The sequence below is a fragment of the Thalassomonas actiniarum genome (genome assembly GCF_000948975.2).
In the GTDB taxonomy this organism is placed as follows: Bacteria; Pseudomonadota; Gammaproteobacteria; order Enterobacterales; family Alteromonadaceae; genus Thalassomonas; species Thalassomonas actiniarum.
Genome location: NZ_CP059735.1, coordinates 4,255,335 through 4,278,862 on the forward strand (window position 1 = coordinate 4,255,335; position 23,528 = coordinate 4,278,862).

A 23,528-nucleotide genomic window follows, 5' to 3' on the forward strand; every position below is an offset into this window, starting at 1 on the left:
TAGACAATAAGAGTGACAGATGAAGATTATCAACGCAGAGCAAGTAGAGCAACATGTAAACTTTGACATTTTAATAGAGGAGCTTAAACAAGGTTTTAGCCGCTCTTTTACTATGCCACAGCGCCAGAGCTATAGCTTAGATTTTAAGAGCAATAACAGCCGTGACGGCCTTGCCCTGTTGCCGGCGTGGAATGATGAGGTAATAGCCACAAAAGTCTTCACCTATTTTCCGGACAACGAAAAAAACCATCAACTGCCGAGCCTGTTTTCCAAGATTTTACTGTTTAGCAGGCACAGCGGTGAACCTTTGGCGCTCCTTGACGGCACCAGTATTACCTACTGGCGCACCGCAGCGGTATCGGCATTGGCCAGCAGCTTGTTGTCCCGGGAAAACAGCCGGCACTTGCTGTTATGTGGCACGGGCCAACTGGCCTCCTATTTACTGCATGCCCATTTAAGCGTACGTGAACTGCGCCGGGTGACCCTGTGGGGGAGAAATACGGCTAAGGTACAGACCCTGCTTAAACAATTCACTGCCCTTTACCCGGAAGTTGATTTTCACGCCAGTGTTAAGCTTGAACATGAAATCCCGACAGCCGATATTATTTGCTGCGCCACCGGCGCGAAAACCCCGCTGTTTAATGGTAAATGGCTGACGACGGGCACTCATGTCGATTGCCTGGGCAACCACTTAAAAGATGCCCGGGAATGCGACAGCACGACCGTCAGCCGGGCCAGGGTATATGTTGACAGCTTAAGCAACTGTTTGGCTGAGGCGGGAGAGTTGCTTATCCCCATCACAGAAGGAAGTTTCAAGGCAACAGAAATTATCGGCGAACTTGCCGATATCTGTATCCGCCAGGAAACATTGAGACAGACGGAAGAGGAGATCACCTTGTTCAAATCCGTGGGCACGGCATTAAGCGATCTGCTGTGCGCCAACCTGGTTTATCAAAAGGTTAAAAAGGATGCGGGCAAACACAAATAATGCTCAGTGTTTATGCTTGCCCGCCAGGGAAAGCTTAATTTATTGCCACTTGCTCGAGCCAGTGAAACCACTCTTGATCCAGGGACGTCGACCAGGAGCGTAACAAGCTTTGATAGCCCTGCCAGTCCCCTTTGCGGGTGAAAACCAGGGTTTGCTCGACTTTATCCCTGTGTTGCTCCATCATAAAACGCACCGCCAGGTAACCCCATTGATAGACACGCTCGCTGCCGCTATTGCTGTTGTAGCTGGTATTAAATAACTCGCTTAACGGATACAGCTTGCTTGCCGCCAGTTGCTGCGCTTTCGGGTAACTTTCTCCTTTGGCAATATATTCGGCAATACCTTCAGACCACCAGACACCGTGTGGATAATCCAGGTTAGGCTCAGGACAAAACTCGGGGCCGGAATGATCATCATGCAGGCCGTTGCAAAAATCACCATAACGGTTAAAACGGCTATCGAGATAATGCACATATTCATGCTCGAGATTCCACAAGCCGCCATTTTTTTCATAGGCGACAAATTCGGCATGATTGTCCCTATCCTGCGGCAAACCTTCCAGGTACATGCCGCCGTTGTCGGTGGGCATATTAAAATGGGTGGTGGCATATTTCACATACTCGTCGCGCGTGTGATAAAAATTGGCCCTTAAACTGTGGTTATAATCATCCGCCACCGGTTTGCCCCGGGTGTTGAACAGCTGGTGGAATTTATCTTCCCGGATGATCAGCTCTTTACAGGCGTTATCTACCGCCTGCTGCGTTAAGGCCTGGGAGCGTATGGTGATAGTGGCGTTGCAATCAAAAACCTGGCTCAGCACCTCATCAACTTTGGCTAACTTAACCGGCGCCGCTTTTTCAGCTGCCGATTTGCTATCTTTACTCGCCTGGATATGCTCTTGCGTGTTAAGGCAAGCACTTAATAAGGCGCCGGTCGCGAGAACAAAAATCCCCCGGCCAATATTCGCGAATGGCTTCATCAGACTTGCTCCCCACGCTCATAATCGCTTTCATAACCACTTTCATAACCAAAGGGATCATCAATACTACAGGCCGGCTGGGTAAACCACTTAGGCCCTTGCTCCGTCATATAAAAATGATCTTCTAAACGCACGCCAAATTCGCCATAGATACAAATCATAGGCTCGTTAGAAAAACACATACCGGCACTTAGCAGTGTTTTATCGCCGCGCACCAGGTAAGGACCCTCATGGATATCCAGGCCGATGCCGTGCCCGGTACGGTGCGGCAAACCCGGCACCTGGTAATCCGGCCCATAGCCCTGGGTTTCTAAATATTGCCGGGCACCGATATCTGCGCTTTCGCAGGCAAGCCCTATTTTGGCTGCCGCAAAAGCCGCCGCCTGGGCTTCTTTTTCATGCTGCCATACCGCACGCTGACGCTCACTGGCCTGGCCAAAAACATAACTGCGGGTAATATCTGAATTGTAACCGTGGAGCAAACAGCCGGTATCTATCAACACCATGTCATTTTCTTCGAGCACTTTGGGCGATTTCACGCCATGGGGATAGGCAGTATCGCCGCCGAACAGCACAATACAAAACGACGAGCCCTTTACCGCCCCAACCTTTCTGTGGGCCTGATAAATAAAACGACTGACCTCGTCTGTGGTAATACCGGGTTTTAATATCCTCGCCGCCGCTTTGTGTACCGCCAGGGTCATGTCTTTTGCCCGCTGCAACAGGGCAATTTCCGCGTCGGATTTGCTCATCCGACATGCCGATGTTACCGGCGCACCGGAGATAAAATCCAGGGCGACACCTTTGTTTTTCGCCGCCTGAACCAGTCCGTCCACCAGGAAAAAAGGACTGGATTCATCGAGAGCTACCCGCCCCTGGCTGATATCATTATCATAAAGCAGGTCCAGCAATAGTTCATAGGGGGATTCATGCTCATGCCAGGGAGCAGATGGCGCCTTAACCTGCATAAAACCATCCAGGGTGCTTTGTTCAAACCAGGGCGCAATATAGACTAAATCGCCCCGGGCCGGTAACAGCGCTCCCACCATGCGCTCGGAAGCAGACCACAGGGTACCGGTAAAATAAGCGAGATTGGTACCGGCATTGATATACAAAGCGGCAATATCCTGTTCACGCATCAGTTGCTGTGCCCTGGCAATACGTTGTTGATATTCCGCCTGTGAAATTTCGGCGATATCCCCGGTCATATCCGATAATTTGCTTAATTCCAGCTCTGGTGTTGAGCCGCCTATACCCACTGCCATCTTAGTTACCTTCTAATATTGAGTCATAATATTCAAACCACATTGTATACAATATAAAATAAAACCTGAGGAAACAAGCAAATTATCTGATCATTTATCTGGTCCTAGGTATTGAAAGCGGTTTACTGCTCGCTTAATATGCCGGTGCAAATTTGCAATTAAATTTATACACAGAGGTAAAAAATGTATTCAAGGAACGAACGCCATGCTGCTTTTGCAGTGATCAGCTCCTTTATTCTTGATCTTGCCGACAAGGCATTCCCCGAAGCTTGCATCGTCGATGAAGCAGGCTTGCTAAAAAAATCCAGCAATAACGGCGCCCACTTTTTCTTTAATGCCTACAATAAATTGATCGATCCCACCATTAGCTGGCTGGCTGATGAAGGTTATATCCGGGTCAGTAAGTCCGCCGATGGCTGGGGCATCACCTTAACCAAATTCGGCGCCGCCTCGGTGAATCTGGAGTTTGAAAAAACCGGCGGTTACCTGTGCAACTTCATTACCGAAGATAACGGTAAGTATTTCACCGCCAATGAAGATATGTACGGACCCGCTTCAAAAAAGGTGATGCTCAAAGGACCCGCCGTTGATTTTATTCCACAAGGCTGGCTTGGCTAACAAGTGTTTCCTTTGTTGATGTATTAAACAGCCCCTCTTTAATTATCTCCCACAAAAGAAAAACGGCAGTTAAACTGCCGTTTTTATTATTTACCGTTTAATAACCGCTCTCGCCTGGCTACTTTCCGGCTAAGGTACTTTTATCCGCCTTATCAGCACTCCTAGCTGCGCTATCGGCATTTGCATTACCGGTATAGCGCGCCAACCAGTTGAACACTTCCTGATACCAGACAATCAGGTTATCCGGGTTGCGGATATGATGATCTTCACCAGGGAATACCACTAAACGGCTGTCGATACCTTTACGCTGCAAAGTGGTAAAAGCACCGAGACTTTGCGCATACGGCACCCGGTAATCCAACTCGCCCTGAATCACCAGAGTCGGGGTTTGCCAGTTATTAACAAAAGCCGCCGGGTTGAACTTGTTATAGTCTTCACTGCCCTGCCATAACGGACCGCCCATATCATGCTCCGGGAACCATAACTCTTCGGTGCTGGTGTAGAAGCTTGGCATATCGAATAAACCGGCATGGTTGATCAGACATTTAAAACGATCCGGCCAGTTACCGGCGATCCAGTTCATCATATAACCGCCATAGGAAGCGCCTAAGGCACAGGCATTGTCGCCGTCTAGCCATTTCTGGTTTTCAGTGATGTAGGCTAAACCTTTTTGCAGATCTTCCAGCGGTTTTCCGCCCCAGTCACGGGCGATGGAGTCGGTAAAGGCCTGACCGTAACCGGTGGAGCCGTGGAAGTCGACCATCACTACGCCATAGCCCTGCGCCGCCCATAACTGGGCATTCCAGCGGTAATGGAACATGTTGCCGAAGCTGCCCTGCGGGCCGCCGTGAACCAGATATGCAACAGGGTATTTTTTCCCCTGCTCAAAGTTGGCCGGTTTCATCCAGTAACCATGCACGGTTTCATTGTTCCAACCTTTAAAGCTGAACTGCTCGTAATCACCGAACTGGATATCGGCAAGCTTGTCTTTATTGATATCGGTCAGCTGTTTAAAGCCGTAACCGTCGCTGTTGATGGCAAAGACATCTTTCGGGCTGTTAAGGGTATGGCGGGTAAAAACAATTAAATCACCGGCAATGGATAAATCCCCCGAGCTGCCGACATTATAAACATTGCGGACATCGCCGAATTCCGGGTTAATGGCAAAGATACTCTTTTGTCCGACATCCTGGGCGGTCGCAAACAGGCTGCGGCTGTCGTCGCTAAACTTCAGCTCTTTAACGGAGCGATCCCATTGCTTGGCGATATCTTTTACCTGGCCGGTGACATTGTCCCGCACCCGGATAGAGAATTTATCGGACTCATAACCCGGCGTGCTCATCGCCTTATAGGCAAGGAAACGGCCGTTGGGAGAAAATACCGGCGCCGCATCCCAGGCTTTATTATCGGCTGTGATATTGGTGAGCTTAACTTCGGTATCGGCAGCTGAACTCACGCCGGCTAAGTCGAGTTCGAACAAGTCAAAGTTTGTGGTCCAGGCATTATCTTTGGCTGGCTGTTTCGCAGAAAACACCAGGCTTGTTCCTTGCGGGTGGAAACTGACTTCACCGATCCCGGCAATATCCCCCTGCCAGTCGGGCATAATATCCGTGGCATTTTTGATCAAACCCGACTCAGGTTTGCTGGCAACAAAAAGGTGCTCTTTATACTCGTTAAGCCAGGTGTCCCAGTGACGTACCATCAGCTGATCATAAGTGCGAACATTATGCTTCTTTTTACTGTCGGCTTCCCTGGCATCCCGGGTGCATTTAAGCGTCTGGCAGCCGGGTTTAACCGTCATGGTAAGGGCGAAGGTCTTTTCATCTTCACTTAAGGTAAAGCCATTGATGTCCAGAGCCAAGTCTGTGATTTGTCTGGCTTCACCGCCAGTTAACGGCAGCTGCCAGATTTGCGAAGAACCGCTGCGGCCCGAGAGAAAATACAGGCTCTGGCCATCAGATGAAAACACAACATTATACTCGCCTTGCTGATGGCTGGTGAGCTGCTGCACTTTGCCTGATTTAATATCCTGGCGGTAAAGGTGGTTGTCTTTTGAAACTGTGCCTTTTTTCAGCCCATAAACCAAGGTATTGCCATCCGGCGACAACTTAACGTCATGGAGCTGATTGAGATTATTGAGACTTTCTACGGTAAAAATTTCGGCGCTGGCACTTGCTGCCAGGCCCGTTGCCAGGCTTATCAAAGATAATCCGGCCAGGGAAGAGAGTTTTTTCATGTTTTATTTCTCTAGCGACTTGTTATTAATGTTTGAATGCTAGCGGGGAAGCAGATTTTTCTGCCAGACCCCGATATTTCACATCCTTTGTGATATTCCCCGGGTTAACCGGGGAATGGCTATCCTTTTTAGCGATCCCTTAAGATTGTAATTTGCTGTCCAGCTCTTCTATTTTCGCCTGCCAGATTGCAGGGCCGGTAACATGGGCAGACTCACCCAGGCTGTCAACGGCAACGGTCACCGGCATATCTTCAACTTCAAACTCGTAAATGGCTTCCATCCCTAAGTCTTCAAAAGCAACCACTTTCGCTTTCTTCACCGCTTTAGAAACCAGGTAAGCTGCACCGCCTACCGCCATCAGGTAAACTGATTTATGATTTTTAATGCTCTCAACCGTGGCAGGACCGCGCTCGGCTTTACCGATAGTGCCTAACAGGCCGGTTTCGGCCAGCATCATTTCGGTGAATTTATCCATACGGGTTGCCGTCGTTGGCCCTGCAGGACCCACAGCTTCATCGCCGACGGCATCGACCGGCCCGACGTAATAGATAAATTTATTGGTAAAATCGACCCCTTCAGGCAAGCCTTCACCGGACTCAAGCAATTGCTGGATGCGCTTATGGGCAGCGTCACGGCCGGTTAAAATCTTACCGCTCAGCAGTACGGTTTCACCGGTTTTCCAGTTGGCAACATCGGCCTTGGTCAGCTCATCGGCATTGACCCGGCGTACATTTTCACCCACTTCCCAGGTGATTTGTGGCCACTCTTCCAGCTTCGGCGGCGTCAGCTCCGCAGGTCCCGAGCCGTCAAGGTGGAAATGCACATGACGGGTGGCGGCGCAGTTGGGGATCATCACAACAGGCTTGGAAGCAGCATGGGTCGGCACGCTGTTGATTTTAACATCGACCACTGTCGTTAAACCACCAAGCCCCTGGGCGCCGATACCGAGTTTATTCACCCGCTCGAAAATTTCCAGGCGCAATTCTTCCTCGGCATTTTGCGGGCCGCGTTCAATGAGCTCATGGATATCCACCGGGTCCATCAGGCTTTCTTTGGCCAACACCCCGGCTTTTTCCGCCGTGCCGCCGATACCTATGCCTAACATGCCCGGCGGACACCAGCCGGCGCCCATGGTCGGTAAGGTTTTCACCACCCAGTCAGCCACCGAATCACTCGGGTTTAACATCACCATCTTGGTTTTATTTTCACTGCCGCCGCCTTTGGCTGCAATCATCACTTCAACCTGATCCCCTGCCACCATATCCAGGTGTACTACCGACGGGGTATTGTCTTTGGTATTTTTACGCGTCCCGGCAGGGTCGGCAACAATAGAAGCACGCAGCGGGTTATCCGGGTTCAGGTAAGCGCGGCGGGTCCCTTCATCGACCATTTGCTGCACCGTCATATCGGTTTTATCCCATTTGACATCCATACCGATTTTCACGAAACAGGTCACGATACCGGTATCCTGACAAATAGGACGTTTGCCCTGGGCTGACATGCGGGAGTTGATCAGGATTTGCGCGATGGCATCTTTCGCCGCCTGACTTTCTTCTTTGTTATAGGCCTGTTCCAGTGCCTGGATAAAGTCAATCGGGTGATAATAGGATATGTATTGCAAAGCATCGGCAACACTGTCAATTAAATCTTGCTGTTTAATGATAGCCATCTCTGTCTCTTTAAATCTCAAGTTAATAAGGCTGATCGCCGCAAGCACTGCGGCAAAGATCAATCAATAGTTGAAAGTTACAAATTTGCCGATATGATACCCTGCTTGTTCATGTGCTGCCAGTATCTTATCTCAAGACACGGCGGTTACTTGCCATAAATCATTATTTAGCTAAAGTTGATATCATCCAAACGCCTGTGAAAAATAAAACCGATCATCGCCCTGCCAGCAAAATTACCACTAAGGTACTGGCATTAAACGACAATATTACGCCACTAGCATTTTTCACGCCCCTGTCCCATCAGCCCTGGGCCATCTGGCTGGACTCCTGTGACACTGGCCATATCGACAGCCGTTACGATATTTTCGTCTGGCAGCCTGTGGTGACCCTGGAAACTTTTGCCGATATCACCAAAATTCATGATCGGGAAACGGAGCAGCACCAGCAAAGCACAGAGGATCCCCTGAGTCTGGTTAAAAAACTTCAAACTCAGGTTTTTAAGGGCAGTTCCTTAGAAATCAATGAACTGCCATTTAACGGCGGCGCCATGGGCTATTTTTCCTATGATTTAGGCCGACGTTTTGAAAACCTGCCGCAAAGCGCCGAGCAGGATATAACACTCCCGGAAATGGCGGTAGGCATCTATCAGCAGGCGGTGATTTTTGATAATAAAAGCAGGCGCTATTTTTTAATGTGCCCCGAACATAAACGCTTAGAAATAGAACAGCAGCTACAAGACGGACTAAGTAACAAAGCGCCGTTATCAGCTGCATCCTTTTCCTTATCCTCTAACTGGCGCTCAAATATGAGCAGGGCCGGTTACGGAGAAAAATTTAACCGGGTGCAAGACTACCTGCGCTCGGGCGATTGCTATCAAATCAATCTGGCACAAAGGTTTTCCGCCCACTATCAGGGGGATGAATTTGCTGCTTACCGGGCGTTGAGGCAAAAAAATCAGGCCCCCTTTTCTGCGTTTATGCGCTTTGAAAACAGCGTGGTATTAAGTATCTCTCCCGAGCGCTTTATACGCCTGGAACAAGGCAAGGTACAAAGTAAACCCATCAAAGGCACACGACCGCGCAGCGCCGATCCGCAAAAAGATAAGATCAATGCTACTGCCTTAAAAAGTGCCAGCAAAGACAGGGCAGAAAACCTGATGATAGTGGATTTACTCAGGAATGATATCAGCAAAACCTGCCTGCCGGGCTCGGTTAAAGTGCCGAAACTATTTGATATCGAAAGCTTTCCCGCAGTGCACCATTTAGTCAGCACGGTTGAAGGGGAAATCGCCCCGGGCTTTGACGGCACTGACCTGCTGCGCGGCGCCTTTCCCGGCGGATCTATCACCGGCGCACCAAAAATCCGCGCCATGGAGATCATCGAAGAGCTCGAGCCCCACAGGCGCAGCGTCTACTGCGGCTCAATAGGTTATCTGAGCGCCTGCGGCAATATGGATACCAGTATCACCATACGCACCTTAGTATGCCAGGAAAAGACCATACATTGTTGGGCCGGCGGTGGTGTCGTCGCCGATTCCAAGGTAGACTGTGAATATCAGGAGACCTTTGACAAGGTCGAAAAAATATTACCGGTATTATCTGAGCTGACATAAAGCAGGCCCTATTGCTTAATATGCTGCGAATACTGACTTTACCGATATACATATCACCTTCAGCTAAAGGACTGTAAATAGAAGTATTCATGAATAAAACCGAGTTCTTACAAAAATTTCAATTTCAGCGCCTGATGGCGTCAACGAATACTTCGTGGCCCCATGGAAAATTAAAAGCGGCAGCAGTATTAGTGCCTCTGGTAGAAAAGCGTGATGCTTTAGATGTCTTGCTCACCAAAAGAGCCAGCCACTTAAAGCACCACGGTGGCCAAATAAGCTTTCCCGGCGGTAAGGCCGAGCCGGAAGATGAAAGCTTAATTGCCACCGCAATACGCGAAGCCGAGGAAGAAATCGGCCTGAGCCCGGAAAATGTCGACGTCATCGGCCAGCTCAATCCCTATCGCACCATATCGGGCTATATCGTTACCCCGGTGATCGGTTTTGTCCCCGCAAACCTGAATTATCAGGCAGACGATAATGAAGTAGCAGAAATTTTCCAGGTGCCCCTGCAGCATTTTTTAAACAGCCACAACCATCAAACCCTCCAGGCAATGCTGCATGGCCAGCAGCACCAGGTACATTTTATGCCCTATCAACACTACAACATCTGGGGGGCAACCGCCGCAATGTTAAAAGATCTGGCTGAGCATCTGGTATAAAAGCTTAGCTATGGGGTCTAGTTGAGAAAACCTCCCAGCTCAGCCTGAAACAGCCAGCGCAACCTCAACAAATCATGGCAAGTTCCTTGGCACTCAATAAACCACTCGAGAGACATTCCTTTAGGGAAATTGGTCGGTATTTGTAACAGCCCATCAGCTTTTATCGTTAATATATTTCTGGTAATATCGAATTATTACATTGATAAAAGCCTGCGACCATACTAAAAGTAAAGCCATGAAAATAGAAACTACCGCCAAGATATTTAAGGAGCTGGGACACCCAACCCGGTTGAAAATTTTTAAACGCCTGGTAAAAGCCGGCTTTGAAGGCCTGCCGGTGGGCTCACTGCAGGAAGAGCTCACTATTCCGGGCTCGACCCTGTCCCATCATATTTCCAACCTCGCCTCCGCCGGTTTAATTCAACAAAGACGGGAAGGACGCACCCTCTATTGTGTCGTGGAATATGCCCGGCTACTTGCCGTGATCAGTTTTTTGCAGGATGAATGTTGTCTCGATATGCCCGCCGGTTTACAAGATAACCAACAAAGCAACGAAAAATAGCCCTTCTGGTGCATCGCTCCCCATCTTAGCCGTTATTTTTCAGTGCCGCAGCAGCAACACCCGGCATTGGCTTTTAGAGATAGAAGCCAATTGCCTTTATCCATTCTATAATTAGCCTATAAATTTTGTTTTCCATAATGAAGACTTTCAGTTAACATTACCGAAGATAATTTCAATTTTATGCGATTGAAGCAAAATTAATTCAGGTTTATTCATGATTAGTGTATTTGATATGTTTTCCATCGGCATAGGTCCGTCCTCTTCCCATACGGTCGGTCCGATGCGTGCGGCAAAAAAGTTTATCGATGATCTGGCCAAGCAGGAGCAGTTAACCGCGGTCGATCGTGTCAAATGTGAGCTCTTTGGCTCCCTCGGTCAAACAGGTATTGGCCACGGCACCGGCAAAGCGGTGATCCTCGGCTTATGCGGGGAAACACCGGAAGATATCCCGGTAGAGTCGATTGAAACCTTACTCGAGGACGTGGTCAGCAGTGAAACCATTGAGCTTGACGGCAAGCACAGGGTAAATTTCCCCAAAGGGGATGCCATCATTTATCACAGGCGTAAAACCCTGCCGGCCCATGCCAATGCCATGACCTTGTATGCTTACCGGGGAGACGAGCTGTTATTGGAGCAGACGTATTATTCCATCGGCGGCGGCTTTATTGTTCAGGATTGCGATTTTGAAAAAGAAAAAGACAAAGCCTTGTCCCTGCACGACAATATCAACCGTCCCCACAGATTCAGCAGTGCCGACGAGTTGATCAAACTCGCCACCGACAAAGGTTTAAGCATCAGCACTATCATGCTCGATAACGAGAAATGCTTAAACGATGAAAGCACCATACGGACAAAACTTATCGGCATCTGGCAGGCTATGCGCGACAGTGTTGACCGCGGCATCCGCACCGAAGGTATCTTACCCGGCGGCTTAAAAGTGATGCGCCGGGCCCCTGCCCTGCACCGCTCCTTATGTGTCGAACAAAACAACGATCCGTTAACCGCCATGGACTGGGTGAATTTATTTGCCCTGGCGGTCAATGAAGAAAACGCCGCCGGCAGCCGGGTGGTGACCGCACCAACCAACGGCGCCGCCGGCATCATTCCCGCCGTGTTATGTTATTACGACAAATTTATTAAGCCGGTAACCGATGAAGATTGTATCCGTTACCTGTTAACGGCCGCCGCCATCGGTATTCTCTATAAAACCAATGCCTCTATTTCCGGCGCCGAAGTCGGCTGCCAGGGAGAAGTGGGAGTGGCCTGCTCTATGGCAGCCGGTGCCTTAACCGAGATCATGGGCGGCAGCCCCAACCAGGTGGAAAATGCCGCAGAAATCGGCATGGAGCACAATTTAGGTCTTACCTGCGACCCGGTAGGCGGTTTGGTACAGGTGCCCTGTATTGAGCGTAATGCCATGGGCTCGGTTAAAGCCATTAACGCCTCACGTTTGGCCCTCAGAGGCACAGGCACGCAAAAGGTTTCCCTTGATAAGGTCATCAAGACCATGTGGGATACCGGCAATGATATGAAGAGTAAATATAAAGAGACATCCCGCGGCGGTTTGGCGGTTAATATTATCGAATGTTAATGTCTTGACTTAGCGGAAAAAACAAAGGGGCATACAGCCCCTTTTTAATTTCAATAAATGCCTATCAGCGCACCGGCAGTTCGACATCCGCCAGCAGCTCTTCAATTTCATGATTGCTTTTGAGCAGCATGGCCCGGGTCACCAGGTCCCGGGTGAGATGGGGAGCAAAGCGCTCAATAAAATCAAACATATAACCGCGCAGGAAAGTACCGCGGCGAAAGCCTATTTTGGTGGTGCTGGCCTTAAATAAATGACTGGCATCCAGGGTCACCAGATCGCTGTCAATGTCCGGCTCCATCGCCATAGAAGCAATCACCCCGATCCCCACGCCCAGACGGACATAGGTTTTAATGACATCGGCATCGGTGGCGGTAAAGGCGATTTTTGGCTCTACCCCGGCATCGCTAAAAGCGGTATCTAGCTCAGAGCGGCCGGTAAAACCAAAAACATAGGTGACCAGGGAATACTGGGCAATATCTTCTATGGTCAGCGTTTTTTTCTTGGCCAGCGGATGATCCGGACGCACGATAATACTGCGGTTCCAGTGATAACAGGGCAGCATCACCAGATCGTTATACAAGTGCAAAGACTCGGTGGCAATAGCAAAGTCCGCCTCCCCTTTGGCCGCCGCATCGCTGATTTGTGCCGGCGTCCCCTGGTACATGTGCAGGGACACTTTGGAATATTTCTTGATAAACCCCTGGATCACTGAGGGTAAGGCATAGCGAGCCTGGGTGTGGGTGGTCGCAATCCTTAATTTCCCCTCATCCGGCTGGGTATGCTCACGGGCAACCGCTTTGATCCCTTCCACCTTGGACAAAATCTGGGTGGCGATGTTGATCACTTCCTGTCCCGCCGGGGTGACATGGGTCAGGTGTTTGCCGCTACGGCCAAAGATCTGAATGCCCAATTCGTCTTCAAGCATTCTCACCTGCTTACTGATGCCGGGCTGAGAGGTATATAAATGCTCGGCGGTTGCGGAAACATTTAAGTTATTATTCTGGACTTCGACAATATAGCGGAGCTGTTGCAACTTCATAATTTTGGTTCAGAGGTTCTGCTTATTCGAAAAATATATACTTAATTGAAAATTTATTCCATATTATTTTTAATGTTTCTGAATAATTTATTTCACCGAATAAAATATATTCCTTAATAACTAATAGAGATATTAACTAAATAGAGGTAATATAAATCTAACAAGTCGTTAAAATATATAAAAAGCGTACTAGACTATGATAAATATCACTATTTTTATAGGCTGCGTTATTTTGTCTTTTTATAAACATGAGTATTCAATATGATCGCTATTATCATTGGCTTAATTATTGCGTTGGTCATCATAGTTGTGGTGGTTAATGGTATCCAGCAACACAAAGAAAAAGTAGAAGCTGAAAAGCGGGTGCGCATCTCCAAGCAAAAAGCCATTATCGATGAAACCGAAGAGCTGATTTTAAACGTCACCAATTTGCCGCCGAATCCCGGTATCAACACCATTCTCAACCGTAGAATGTTAAACGCTGCCAAAGAAATGCTACGCCTGAGTCCGGAGTCAAAAAACGTCGGTCGGCGCATCCAGGAAATTGAAGCGCGCATTTCAGCCTCCGATGACCTGGCCACAGCGCAAACCGGTGATGAAACCTTTATCCTGCCGGATAACGAGCAGCAGTTAATCGCAATATTACAATGTATAAAAAAATTACGCGCGGTATTAAAATCTGAGCAGTCCAAAGGCGCCCTCGATGCCCAGAGCTTTACCAAAGAAGATCAACGCCTCAATACCATGCAATTGAAAATTAATATCGAAAGTCTATTAAAAAGAGGCGACTCGGCATATAGCAAGGAAATGGTGGGCTCGGCCAGACAATACTTTGAGAAAGCCTTGCAAACCCTGAGCGATCATCCGGTGAAAAATGACTATGTCATCAGCAAACAGGAAGAGATCAGCAATAAGCTCGAAGAAATCGCCGCGCAGCTCAGAAGCAGCAATGCCCAGGACAGAGCGAAAAAAGCGAAAGAAGACGAAGATGAATTAGATATGCTGTTCCAGCCGAAGAAGAAGTGGTGATACCGCCACGCTAACTTCTTGTCAATACTATCGGATAAAAAGCGCCCGTCCCTGTGACGGGCGTTTTTTATCCGGGACTAAAGCACAGAATCACTGGCGCAGGAAGGCATTTCCAGCTGATCCGGATAAAAAGGCAGCTCGGGGGGAATAAAACCTTTATCTATGCCCCGCAACAACTGGGTCGCATCATAGGCATTCATGGGTTTGGCAAAATAGTAACCCTGGAAATAATCACAACCGAGTTTTTGTAAAATCGCCACCTGCTCTTTATTTTCCACTCCTTCTACCAGCACATTAAATTCCAGCTCCTGCGTCATGGCGGCAATGGCTTTGACAATCGCCTGATCATCAACGTTATGTTCAAGCTCGGTAATAAAAGACCGGTCGATTTTTAAGGTATGCACCGGCAGTTTCTTTAAATAACTCAGGGAAGAATATCCGGTGCCAAAATCATCCAATGATACTTTCACCCCGATTTTCCGCAAAGAATTTAAAACATTAATGGCTGTATCAACATCTGTCATCGCCATGGTCTCGGTGACTTCCACCCCGATAAAACTGCTTTTTAACTGATACTTTTCTATCGCGCTGATGATAAGCTCGGCAAGGTGTGGCTGGGAGAATTGCCGGGCAGACAAATTCACCCCGACTTTAGTATTAAAACCCATTTCATTATTCCAGCGGCACAGTTGCTGACAAACACTGTAAAGAATAAACTCCCCAAGCGGCAAGATTAACCCGGTTTCTTCGGCAATCGGAATAAACTCATCCGGGGCAATAAAACCTTTTTCCGGATGGATCCATCTGACCAGGGCCTCAAACGAGGTGATTTCATGGCTGTTGGCGTCCACTATCGGCTGGTAATACACCTGAATATCACCGGCTTCTATTGCATCTAACAACTCTTCTTCTATCCATAATAACCGCAGGGCATAATCATGCATTTGCTTGTCAAAAATCACATGGATATTGCCGCCTTTAAGTTTTGCCTGATACATGGCGGTGTCGGCATCACGCAAAATATCACTGTAGGTCTCATAGTTATTATATTTTTTATTAGATAAGACAATACCGGAAGAGGCAGTCACAGTGATCTGGTGGGTATTGATCGCCATAGGCAAAGCGATTTCACCTTGTATCCTGTTGACCACAGAAAGAATTTTCGGCATGGAATCAACATTGTCGAGCAGGCAGACAAAGGTATCGCTGCTAAAACGGCTGAGCATATCGATATCCCTGAGCTGGTTCAGCACTTTCTGACTGACCCGGCGCAGGACTTCATCACCGAACTCATGATTTAAGCCGTCATTGATCACACGGAAACGATCCAGATCGATAAAAATCACCGCAAAACTGTATTCTTCGTCCAGTTTTGCCCTTTTAAGTGCCAGCTTTAACCGTTCAAACATCATAGAGCGCTCGGGCAAACCGGTAATGGGATCCTGGATGGCATTTTTCTTCAGCTGCTCTTCAAACGAAATACGCCGGGAGATATCTCTAAACGCGAAGATCAAGCCGTTGTACTGACCGTTTTTATCTTCAAGCGAGGCGACATTAAGCTCTACCGGCACTGTGCCTTCGTTATAGTTTTTCAGCAAATAATTATTCTGATGATGACAGTTTTGTTTTTCCTGCAACCAGACATTAATGTCAACATTGTCTATACCTGTGTTTAAGTCGACAAAACACAGCATGTCGGTGATCATTCGCCCGATAGGCACAAAGTCGAACTTGCACAATTCAATGGCTTTAGGGTTCGCCAGAAAAATTTTGCCATCTTGATCACAGGAAATCACCGCGTCTTCTATGCTGTCCAGCGCCACTTTAAGTTTATTGGCGGTATCATGAAGTTTATGATCGACACCGTGCTTATAAAGGGCTATTTCGATAGTGATTTCCAGCTCCCGGCTGTCTATGGGTTTAAGGATATAACCAAACGGGGTGGTGATTTTTGCCCGCTCGAGCACATCATTACTGGAATAGGCGGTACAAAAGATGATAGGAATATCCTGGGTTTCATGAATTTCACCGGCAATATCGATACCGTCTTTATCGGCATTGAGATTAATATCCATTAAAATCAAGTCAGGGACCAGCTCTGCGGCACTGGACAACGCCAATTCCGGGGTGCCGCAGGTGGCGACCACCTCATACTTCATGCGCCCCAGACGGATGGAAAGCTCCCGCGCCACCAGGGCCTCATCTTCCACCACCATAATACGAGCTTTTGGCTTCTCTTGCATTGACTCCATTGCTTAGCCCTTCTCAATTTCTTTTTTAGGAAACTCGATAACAAAAGTAGAACCATCTCCCTTGATCAGGTTGATTTTACCTTTTATCTGTTCGGTTAAAATACAAACAATTTCCATCCCCAGGGATGAGGTCTTGCGAAAATCAACCCCTTCGGCAAAACCGACCCCATTGTCTTTCACTTTTAAAATATAGTTTTCATCATCCGGTTTCATTTCAATCAAGACCACCGCCTGCCCTTCAAAGCCTTTAAAGGCGTGCTTATAGGCATTGGAAACCAGTTCATTGATGATCAAACCACAAGGCACTGCGGTATCGATATCGAGATAGACATCTTCGGCATCGATACAGATATCTATGCCGTAAGTATTTGAGCTGTACACCCGGCTTAAGGTGCCGGCGAGCAAATGAATATAATCGTTAAAATCAATTTCCAAAAAGTTTTCCGACTGGTACAGGCTTTCGTGAATCAACGACATCGAGCGGATGCGGTTCTGGCTTTCCGCCAGCAACTCGGAAAACTCGGGATTGTTATTGGCAATGGACTGCATGTTCAGCAGGCTGGAAATCACCTGCATATTATTTTTTACCCTGTGATGGATTTCTTTTAACAGCACATTTTTTTCCTGCAGCGACAAGGTCAGCTGATGCTCGGCATCCTGCTGCTTGGTAATTTCCTGTTCAAGCTCCAGGGTACGTTTGTGCACCAAAGCTTCAAGCCGGTCGCGATAACGCTTGAGTTCATCTTCCGAATGCTTGATTTCGGTAACATCATGGGCCACAGCAATAATATGCTCTGAATTGCCTTCATTAGACACCACCTTAGTAAGCCCTAAATCAACAATGACTTTTTCATGTCCTTTAAAATGTTCGCACAACCCCTGCCACTGGCCATGTTCAAGTACTGCAGATAAAGCCTGGGCGCCTTTTTTCACATGGGTGAGCAAAGAATGGTTACCGGTCTCCTGCACCGCTTCTGGATGGCCAGATACCGGCTCACAGCCGAGTAAACCTTTAAAAGACTGGTTTTGATAAAGATAATTACCTTCAAGATTAATAATCGCCACCCCGTCCGAGGCTTCATCCAGACAATAGAGGTACATACGCAGTTTTTGGTTAAAGCTTGCTTCCACCTGCTTATTGGCGCTTTTTTTCATCAGATAAAAAGTCAAGAAGCTAAAAAGCACCACCAACAGGGAATAAAACATATAAGCTGCGGTACTGCGCCACGGGGGCGATTTTACCGTCAGGTTTATCATCAGCGGCTCACTCCAGATACCGGCATTGTTAGAGCCTTTCACTTCAAAGGTATAATTGCCGGGGATCAGGTTGGTATAATTGGCCTGGTTGCGTCTGCTGGGCACCGACCATTGCTCCTGCAGCCCCAGTAAACGGAACTGAAATTTATTTTTTTGCGGCTGGGTAAAGTCCAAACTGGCAAATTCAAAAGAAACAAAGTTTTCAAAATAATCCAGCTCAATGGTTTTAACATCCACCAGGGCCTGGGAGAGTTCCTTAGGTTTATTAAACACATTAAACTGGGTCAAGACGATATCCGGCTGGTGCTGATTAACGCTGAGCAGTAAGTGCCTGGGATTAAAGCGGTTAAAGCCATTATTGCCGCCAAAATACAGGGTACCGTCGTTAGCTTTATGATAGGCGCCACTGTTAAACTCATTGCCCTGCAGGCCGTGGTTGAGGCCAAAATTCCTGATTTTCCCGGTTTCCGGCGCCATGGCGCTCAGGCCTTTGTTGGAAGATAACCAGATCATGCCGGAGTCATCTTCTAAAAGACCAAAAATAACATTGCTGTTCAGGTCGTTTTGGCGGTTGAAATGCGTGACATTAACGACGCTGAAATCTTTCATATTCAGCTCAACCTTCAGCAGCCCCTGATCTTTACTACCCAACCATAAGGAGTCATCGGTTGCCAATATCGAAATAAAAGAGTTGACATTACCGTCTGCCGTCTCAGCAAGCGTCAAGGCCAGGCGGTGCATTTTTTTCTCTGCCAAAGAATAATAGGCAATACCGCCGCCATCAGTGGCAAACCAGATAATACCCTCGGGTCCCTCGGTAATGCCTATAACACGGTCGCTGCCGAGGGAGTCGGGATCATTTTCATTATACTGGAAGCGCTGAAACTTTCCTTGCCGGTAAAGGTTTACCCCGCCGCCAAAGGTCGCCGCCCAGATATTTTTTTGCGAATCTTCAAATAACCGGGTAATGCCGTTATGGCTGATGGAGTCAGGATCATCCGTATTATGGCGGTATATGGTAAAGTCTGTTTCATTGGATGCTTTGACATTGAGGCCGCCGCGCATGGTGCCCACCCATAACCGCTTTTGCGAGTCCACTAATAAGGACATCACCCTGGCATCACTAAGCGAGCCGGGCTTTTCTGAAGGCATATAATGCTCAAACATTTTCGTGCGGGTATCGTAATGATTCAGGCCGCCGCCCCAGGTACCGATCCAGACCACGCCACCGGGAGCATCGGCAATAGAAGTAATAATATTAGAACTTAAGCTTGACGGCGCCTTATCGATTTTTTTGACATGCTCTATCGAGCCCAACCTGGCATTCCATTTGTTCAAACCGGCGAAGGTCCCCACCCAGATCACCCCGCCTTTGTCCTGGACTATGGTCGTGACCCTATTGTCACTGAGGGAGTAACGTGAAGCCATTTCATGGTTAAAACGCAAAAAACCACGAAAGTCGCTGTTCCATAAGTTCAGCCCGGAATCCGTTCCCACCCAGATACGCCCGTCCGAATCCTGGAAAATCGTCCGTACCCGGTTATCCGCCAGGCTATAAAAATTCTGCTCCTGGTGCTTATGCTGGGTTACCGTGCGTTGGTGGGGGTTAATAATCGCTAGACCGGCATCATAGGTGCCTACCCAGACAGTACCATCCTGCATAGGTTCAAGGGTGAGTATTTTATCCGACGGCAGCGAAACCCGGCTCTGCTCCTGATGGCGGTAATGGACAAAACGATCATTTTTACTGTCCCACATATTGACGCCGCCATTTTCGGTGGCAATCCAGATCCGCCCCTGTTGATCGGATTTTATATCCCGGATATTGTTGGAAGACAGGGTATTGGCATTCTCAAGACTGTTAAGGTGACGAACTTCTTGCTTAGCCAAATCGAGCAGATAAAGGCCCTCAGATTCTGTGCCCACCCAGATAATACCGTCTTCACTTTGATGTAATACCTTGACATTAATCAGTTCCAACGGTTCCTGCCCGTCAAAGCCCTGGAAACGGCGAAAACTTTGCCGGTATTTATCATAGATATTTAATCCGCCACCTAAGGTCGCTACCCATAAGGTACCGGCTTTATCATCAAGCAAATCACTAATATAATCGTTGGATATGCTGTTTGGATCCCCGGGATTATTGAGAAATTGCTCCACCTTACGCCCGTCCCAGCGATTTAATCCCTCCTGGGTGCCTATCCAGATAAAACCGTATTTATCCTGGGTAACCGCAGTGATCGAATCCTGAGTTAAGCCATCTTGAGACAGCAGCTGGGAGAATACCGGGTTCTCATTGGCCGCTACACTAAGGCTCAGGCTCAAACTCAGGCCCAACAAGAATAAGAAGCAAAAGGTTAGCTTGTTCATTTGTTATTTCTTGTATCTGTGATTAATAAATCATCCGCGGCCTGAACATCATAGAGTAGGGAAATAACTTCCTTTTCTGCCATATTTTGGGGCTCGGAAAGTATTTTTCTATAATCTCCCCGGCTTAAGCCCAGTTGTCCCGCCCGGATACAGGACCAGGTGCCGTCTCCCTTCTCCCGGGCCAGTTTGATGGCGCTTTCGGCAATAGAGACCACTTGCTCCCAGGTAAACAAACTTGGCTGAGTAATGGAAAAAGGAAAATAACTGATGCCCGCCGATGCCGTCACCGAAATAGATTCGGACTTCAATACTATGTTATGGCTCTCGATCGTGCTGATCAGGCGTTTGGCCAATAACAAAATCGCCTCAATGTCGTCGGTCTCCCCCGCCACCAGAAAGGACCCTTCTCCCCAGCGGGCTAACACATCTCCCTGGCGGCATTTTTTAGACACTTGCCGGGAGATGGATAACATCACCGCATCACCGGTACCATAACCGTGGGCCTCATTAATCTGGAAAAAGTCATCTATCTCAAAAACGACAAAAAATATCGGCCGGTTTTTGGCAATCGTTTCCGTCAGGGTCATCTTTTCCAGCCGCCGCTCAAGGTTCTTGGCGATTTTACTCATATAATCAACCACAAACCTGCGATTATGCAGCCCGGTACCTATGTCGGTAATACACACTTCCGCCAATTGTTTATTGGCGCTTTTAAGCTCTTCGTTTCTTTCTTCAAGCTGGCTGCTTCTTTTTCGCAATTCCTGAGTTTTTTCTTCGACTTTAAGTTTGAGCTCTCGGCTGTTAACAGCTTCTTTTTTCAACCTGTGCAGATGCATCAGATAAAGCAGGCTTAAAAACAGCATAAACAGGACAAAATAGCCTAAATAGGCGATTTTCGTCCGATACCAGGGCGGTAAAACCGTAACCTTTAATTGCATCGCATCCTGATTCCAGACCCCGTCGTTATTGGCGGCTTCCACCTTAAAACTGTACTGGCCGCTGGGCAAGTTGGTATAAGTGGCACGGTGTACCTTATCCGGGTTAATCCAGTCATTGTCATAACCTTCAAGCTTATAGCGGTAACGGTTATCTTCCACCACGGCAAAATCCAGTGCGGCAAATTCAAAACTGACCGAGTACTCATGGGCATTTAAGGTCAGGGATTCAAGTAAGTGGGTTGCCACCTCCCCCAACACAGGACTGTTGATCTTAATAATCTTGGTCAGGGACACCTTAGGCGGATGCTGGTTTCTGAGAATTTCGGTGGGGTAAAAGGCATTAAAGCCATTAGAGCCGCCAAAAAACATCTTGCCTGAGCGGGCCTTAAAATGTGCCCCCGAATTAAATTCAAAGGACTGCAGGCCGTGATGCGGACCATAATGCTGTAAGAGATTGCTTTGCGGGGAAAATTTAGTTATCCCCCGGTTCGAGCTAAACCAGATATCCCCTTTGGAATCTTCCAGGATACCGTAAATGGCATTACTTTTAAGACCGTCAACCCGGGAAATATGGCTAAATACCGCTTGTTGCTTTTTGCTTTCCGCACTGGTTAATTTATTGACGCCATTGCCCTGGGAGCCAATCCATAAATTGCCCTGTTTATCCTCCATCATGGTCCAGTTTTCATTGCTGCTGATAGAGTCAGGGTTTGACGGGTCGTGCTGATAGTGGATAAAGTGCCCGGTTTTGGGGTTAAGCTTGGCGATGCCGCCGCCAAACAGGCTTACCCAAATAGTGCCGTTTCGGCTGGTGAGCACATAAACCACCTTGTTATTGGCAAGACTATTTACATCCCCTTCACGGTGGCGAAAAACAGTAAAGTCATCACTGGCCTTATTATACCGAAATAAGCCGCCGCCATAGCTGGCGATCCATAAATCCCCTTCGTTATCCACAGATAACCGGGTGATGCCGCCTTTTTTCAGCCAGTTATCCCTGGCATCGTCCGGCGGATAATGCTTCAGTTCCCCTGTGGTTAAGTCCATCTTCATCAATCCCGAGGCGAAGGTACCTATCCATAAGTGATTACTTTCCGCCGTCAACGCGGTTATTCTTTCATCCACCAGGCCATTTTCTTTACCAAAATGCTGAAATTTGCCACTTTGCTGCGAATATTTTTCCAGCCCGGCATAAGTGCCAACCCAGATGGTATCGTCATCGGACTGGGTAAAGGTTAACACGGTATTTGAGCGCAACCCCTCGAGGTTGTTGCCAGACTGGCGAAACAATTCAAACGAGGTGGTCTGGTAATTCCATAAATTAATGCCGGCATGGGTGCCCACCCAGAGTACTTTACCTTCGTCCTGAAACAGGCTGATCACCCGGTCATCGGTCAGACTGTTGGCGTTTGAGGCTTCCTTATAATAACCAAGGAAAGTATCGCTTTCACTGCGGTATTCAAATAAACCGTTATCCGTGGCAAACCATAATACCCCGCGGTGATCCTGCATAATATCGCGGATCAAATTACTGGTCAGGCCGTGTCCTGAATCGACATGGTAGCGTTTAACAAACCCGGTTCTGGGATTGTAACGGTTAAGCCCCTGATCATAAGTGCCTATCCACAACATGCCATCCATAGATTCAAACATGGTACGGATCCTGTCACTGCTGATAGAGTTTTCATCCTGGGGATCATGGCGAAAATGGCGCACGGTTTTCCTGCCGATATCCATTTGATTCAAACCGCCGCCATCGGTGCCGATCCACAAGGTCCCGTGTTGTTCCTGAAGTACAGCGCGGATCTTGTTACTGCTTAACGACATAGGGTTGTTATCATCGGCAACAAAACGCTCAAAGTTCCCGGTCTCCATATTATATCGGTTCAGCCCCGAGTCCGTGCCCAGCCATAAGTCTGAGGCACTATCTTCAACAATGGTGCGGACAATATTACCGGAAATACTGTTTTCATCCCCGGGATCATGCTTGAAATGGGTAAAGCTGCGGCCATCTTTATTGAGCAGGTTTAAACCGCCGCCATCGGTGCCCACCCATAACCTGCCGTCGGAGCTTTCCAGCAACGACCAGATCCAGTCTTTACTCAGGCTCTGCTCTTTTTTCGGATCATGCAAATAAGTCACAAATTCATTACCGTCATACCGGTTAAGCCCTTCCGAGGTGGCAAACCAGACAAAGCCATAATTATCCTGCAATATCTGGTAAACGGAATCTTGCGATAAACCGTCATTCACGGTTAAGTGTCTGAATCTCACATTTTGGGCAATTTCAGATCCCCAGACAGGAAACAGCAAGCACAACAGCGCCAGCCCCAGGCAAATACGGCAAGCTGCCGGTAACCATTTATTAAAATTCAATAGCGCAGGTATTGTTAAATTAATCATGATCATAACGAATATTCACATCCTTAATACTTTCACTTCAGCCTGGTATATCAACAAATA

15 protein-coding genes are annotated in these 23,528 nt (G+C 48.0%); 7 read left to right on the forward strand and 8 right to left on the reverse strand.

What is annotated here, in order from left to right:
- Positions 1-19 precede the first annotated feature (19 nt).
- On the forward strand, positions 20-988 hold the full coding sequence (gene lhpI, locus SG35_RS18520; RefSeq protein WP_044833660.1) for a bifunctional Delta(1)-pyrroline-2-carboxylate/Delta(1)-piperideine-2-carboxylate reductase: 969 nt from the start codon (positions 20-22) through the stop codon (positions 986-988).
- A 34-nt stretch (positions 989-1,022) separates the two neighbouring features.
- Here lhpI and SG35_RS18525 read toward each other — a convergent pair whose 3' ends face one another.
- Both SG35_RS18525 and SG35_RS18530 read right to left on the reverse strand, forming a co-directional pair.
- Positions 1,023-1,967: a collagenase gene (locus tag SG35_RS18525; RefSeq protein ID WP_084692806.1), complete on the reverse strand. Its 945-nt coding sequence runs from the start codon at positions 1,965-1,967 to the stop codon at positions 1,023-1,025.
- Positions 1,967-3,232, reverse strand: coding sequence for a M24 family metallopeptidase (locus SG35_RS18530; RefSeq protein ID WP_044833661.1), 1,266 nt, complete (start codon positions 3,230-3,232; stop codon positions 1,967-1,969). The genes SG35_RS18525 and SG35_RS18530 overlap by 1 nt, the downstream gene beginning before the upstream one ends.
- 183 nt (positions 3,233-3,415) lie before the next feature.
- Here SG35_RS18530 and SG35_RS18535 point away from each other — a divergent pair, with 183 nt between their 5' ends.
- Complete coding sequence (locus SG35_RS18535; protein ID WP_044833662.1) at positions 3,416-3,850, forward strand: hypothetical protein; 435 nt, start codon at positions 3,416-3,418, stop codon at positions 3,848-3,850.
- A 118-nt stretch (positions 3,851-3,968) separates the two neighbouring features.
- Here SG35_RS18535 and SG35_RS18540 read toward each other — a convergent pair whose 3' ends face one another.
- Together SG35_RS18540 and SG35_RS18545 are read right to left on the reverse strand one after the other, a co-directional pair.
- Entirely contained in the window at positions 3,969-6,086 is a 2,118-nt protein-coding gene (locus tag SG35_RS18540; RefSeq protein WP_063888660.1) for a S9 family peptidase, read from the reverse strand.
- A 139-nt stretch (positions 6,087-6,225) separates the two neighbouring features.
- Positions 6,226-7,755 carry a fumarate hydratase gene (locus SG35_RS18545; protein ID WP_044833663.1) on the reverse strand — a complete coding sequence of 510 codons (1,530 nt, stop codon included), beginning with the start codon at positions 7,753-7,755 and terminating at the stop codon, positions 6,226-6,228.
- A 197-nt stretch (positions 7,756-7,952) separates the two neighbouring features.
- Here SG35_RS18545 and pabB point away from each other — a divergent pair, with 197 nt between their 5' ends.
- The 4 genes from pabB (at position 7,953) to SG35_RS18565 (ending at position 12,180) form a co-directional block, all read left to right on the forward strand.
- Complete coding sequence (gene pabB / locus SG35_RS18550) at positions 7,953-9,368, forward strand: aminodeoxychorismate synthase component I (protein ID WP_044833680.1); 1,416 nt, start codon at positions 7,953-7,955, stop codon at positions 9,366-9,368.
- Between the two features lie 89 nt (positions 9,369-9,457).
- Entirely contained in the window at positions 9,458-10,027 is a 570-nt protein-coding gene (locus tag SG35_RS18555; protein WP_044833664.1) for a CoA pyrophosphatase, read from the forward strand.
- 235 nt (positions 10,028-10,262) lie between these two features.
- Positions 10,263-10,589: an ArsR/SmtB family transcription factor gene (locus tag SG35_RS18560; RefSeq protein WP_044833665.1), complete on the forward strand. Its 327-nt coding sequence runs from the start codon at positions 10,263-10,265 to the stop codon at positions 10,587-10,589.
- A 214-nt stretch (positions 10,590-10,803) separates the two neighbouring features.
- Positions 10,804-12,180 carry an L-serine ammonia-lyase gene (locus SG35_RS18565; protein WP_044833666.1) on the forward strand — a complete coding sequence of 459 codons (1,377 nt, stop codon included), beginning with the start codon at positions 10,804-10,806 and terminating at the stop codon, positions 12,178-12,180.
- A 64-nt stretch (positions 12,181-12,244) separates the two neighbouring features.
- Here SG35_RS18565 and cysB read toward each other — a convergent pair whose 3' ends face one another.
- Positions 12,245-13,219, reverse strand: coding sequence for an HTH-type transcriptional regulator CysB (gene cysB / locus SG35_RS18570; RefSeq protein WP_044833667.1), 975 nt, complete (start codon positions 13,217-13,219; stop codon positions 12,245-12,247).
- A 261-nt stretch (positions 13,220-13,480) separates the two neighbouring features.
- Between cysB and SG35_RS18575 the strand changes: the two genes are divergently transcribed.
- Positions 13,481-14,248, forward strand: a complete 768-nt coding sequence (locus SG35_RS18575) for a hypothetical protein (protein ID WP_044833668.1) — start codon at positions 13,481-13,483, stop codon at positions 14,246-14,248.
- Between the two features lie 77 nt (positions 14,249-14,325).
- On the opposite strand, the gene SG35_RS18580 is transcribed toward SG35_RS18575, so the two are convergent.
- The 3 genes from SG35_RS18580 to SG35_RS18590 are packed head-to-tail and all read right to left on the reverse strand — an operon-like array spanning position 14,326 to position 23,474.
- Positions 14,326-16,500 carry an EAL domain-containing protein gene (locus SG35_RS18580; RefSeq protein ID WP_084692807.1) on the reverse strand — a complete coding sequence of 725 codons (2,175 nt, stop codon included), beginning with the start codon at positions 16,498-16,500 and terminating at the stop codon, positions 14,326-14,328.
- A gap of 3 nt (positions 16,501-16,503) precedes the next feature.
- Positions 16,504-20,127, reverse strand: coding sequence for a two-component regulator propeller domain-containing protein (locus SG35_RS18585; protein WP_044833669.1), 3,624 nt, complete (start codon positions 20,125-20,127; stop codon positions 16,504-16,506).
- A complete protein-coding gene (locus tag SG35_RS18590; protein ID WP_044833670.1) occupies positions 20,124-23,474 on the reverse strand; it encodes a ligand-binding sensor domain-containing protein in 3,351 nt (1,116 codons plus the stop codon). The genes SG35_RS18585 and SG35_RS18590 overlap by 4 nt, the downstream gene beginning before the upstream one ends.
- Positions 23,475-23,528 lie beyond the last annotated feature (54 nt).

Bases quoted from the DNA above. Each gene is read 5' to 3' on its own strand.
- lhpI (WP_044833660.1), top strand. From the start codon at position 20: ATGAAGATTATCAACGCAGAGCAAGTAGAGCAACATGTAAACTTTGAC.
- SG35_RS18525 (WP_084692806.1), bottom strand. From the start codon at position 1,967: ATGAAGCCATTCGCGAATATTGGCCGGGGGATTTTTGTTCTCGCGACC.
- SG35_RS18530 (WP_044833661.1), bottom strand. From the start codon at position 3,232: ATGGCAGTGGGTATAGGCGGCTCAACACCAGAGCTGGAATTAAGCAAA.
- SG35_RS18535 (WP_044833662.1), top strand. From the start codon at position 3,416: ATGTATTCAAGGAACGAACGCCATGCTGCTTTTGCAGTGATCAGCTCC.
- SG35_RS18540 (WP_063888660.1), bottom strand. From the start codon at position 6,086: ATGAAAAAACTCTCTTCCCTGGCCGGATTATCTTTGATAAGCCTGGCA.
- SG35_RS18545 (WP_044833663.1), bottom strand. From the start codon at position 7,755: ATGGCTATCATTAAACAGCAAGATTTAATTGACAGTGTTGCCGATGCT.
- SG35_RS18555 (WP_044833664.1), top strand. From the start codon at position 9,458: ATGAATAAAACCGAGTTCTTACAAAAATTTCAATTTCAGCGCCTGATG.
- SG35_RS18560 (WP_044833665.1), top strand. From the start codon at position 10,263: ATGAAAATAGAAACTACCGCCAAGATATTTAAGGAGCTGGGACACCCA.
- SG35_RS18565 (WP_044833666.1), top strand. From the start codon at position 10,804: ATGATTAGTGTATTTGATATGTTTTCCATCGGCATAGGTCCGTCCTCT.
- cysB (WP_044833667.1), bottom strand. From the start codon at position 13,219: ATGAAGTTGCAACAGCTCCGCTATATTGTCGAAGTCCAGAATAATAAC.
- SG35_RS18575 (WP_044833668.1), top strand. From the start codon at position 13,481: ATGATCGCTATTATCATTGGCTTAATTATTGCGTTGGTCATCATAGTT.
- SG35_RS18580 (WP_084692807.1), bottom strand. From the start codon at position 16,500: ATGGAGTCAATGCAAGAGAAGCCAAAAGCTCGTATTATGGTGGTGGAA.
- SG35_RS18585 (WP_044833669.1), bottom strand. From the start codon at position 20,127: ATGAACAAGCTAACCTTTTGCTTCTTATTCTTGTTGGGCCTGAGTTTG.
- SG35_RS18590 (WP_044833670.1), bottom strand. From the start codon at position 23,474: ATGATCATGATTAATTTAACAATACCTGCGCTATTGAATTTTAATAAA.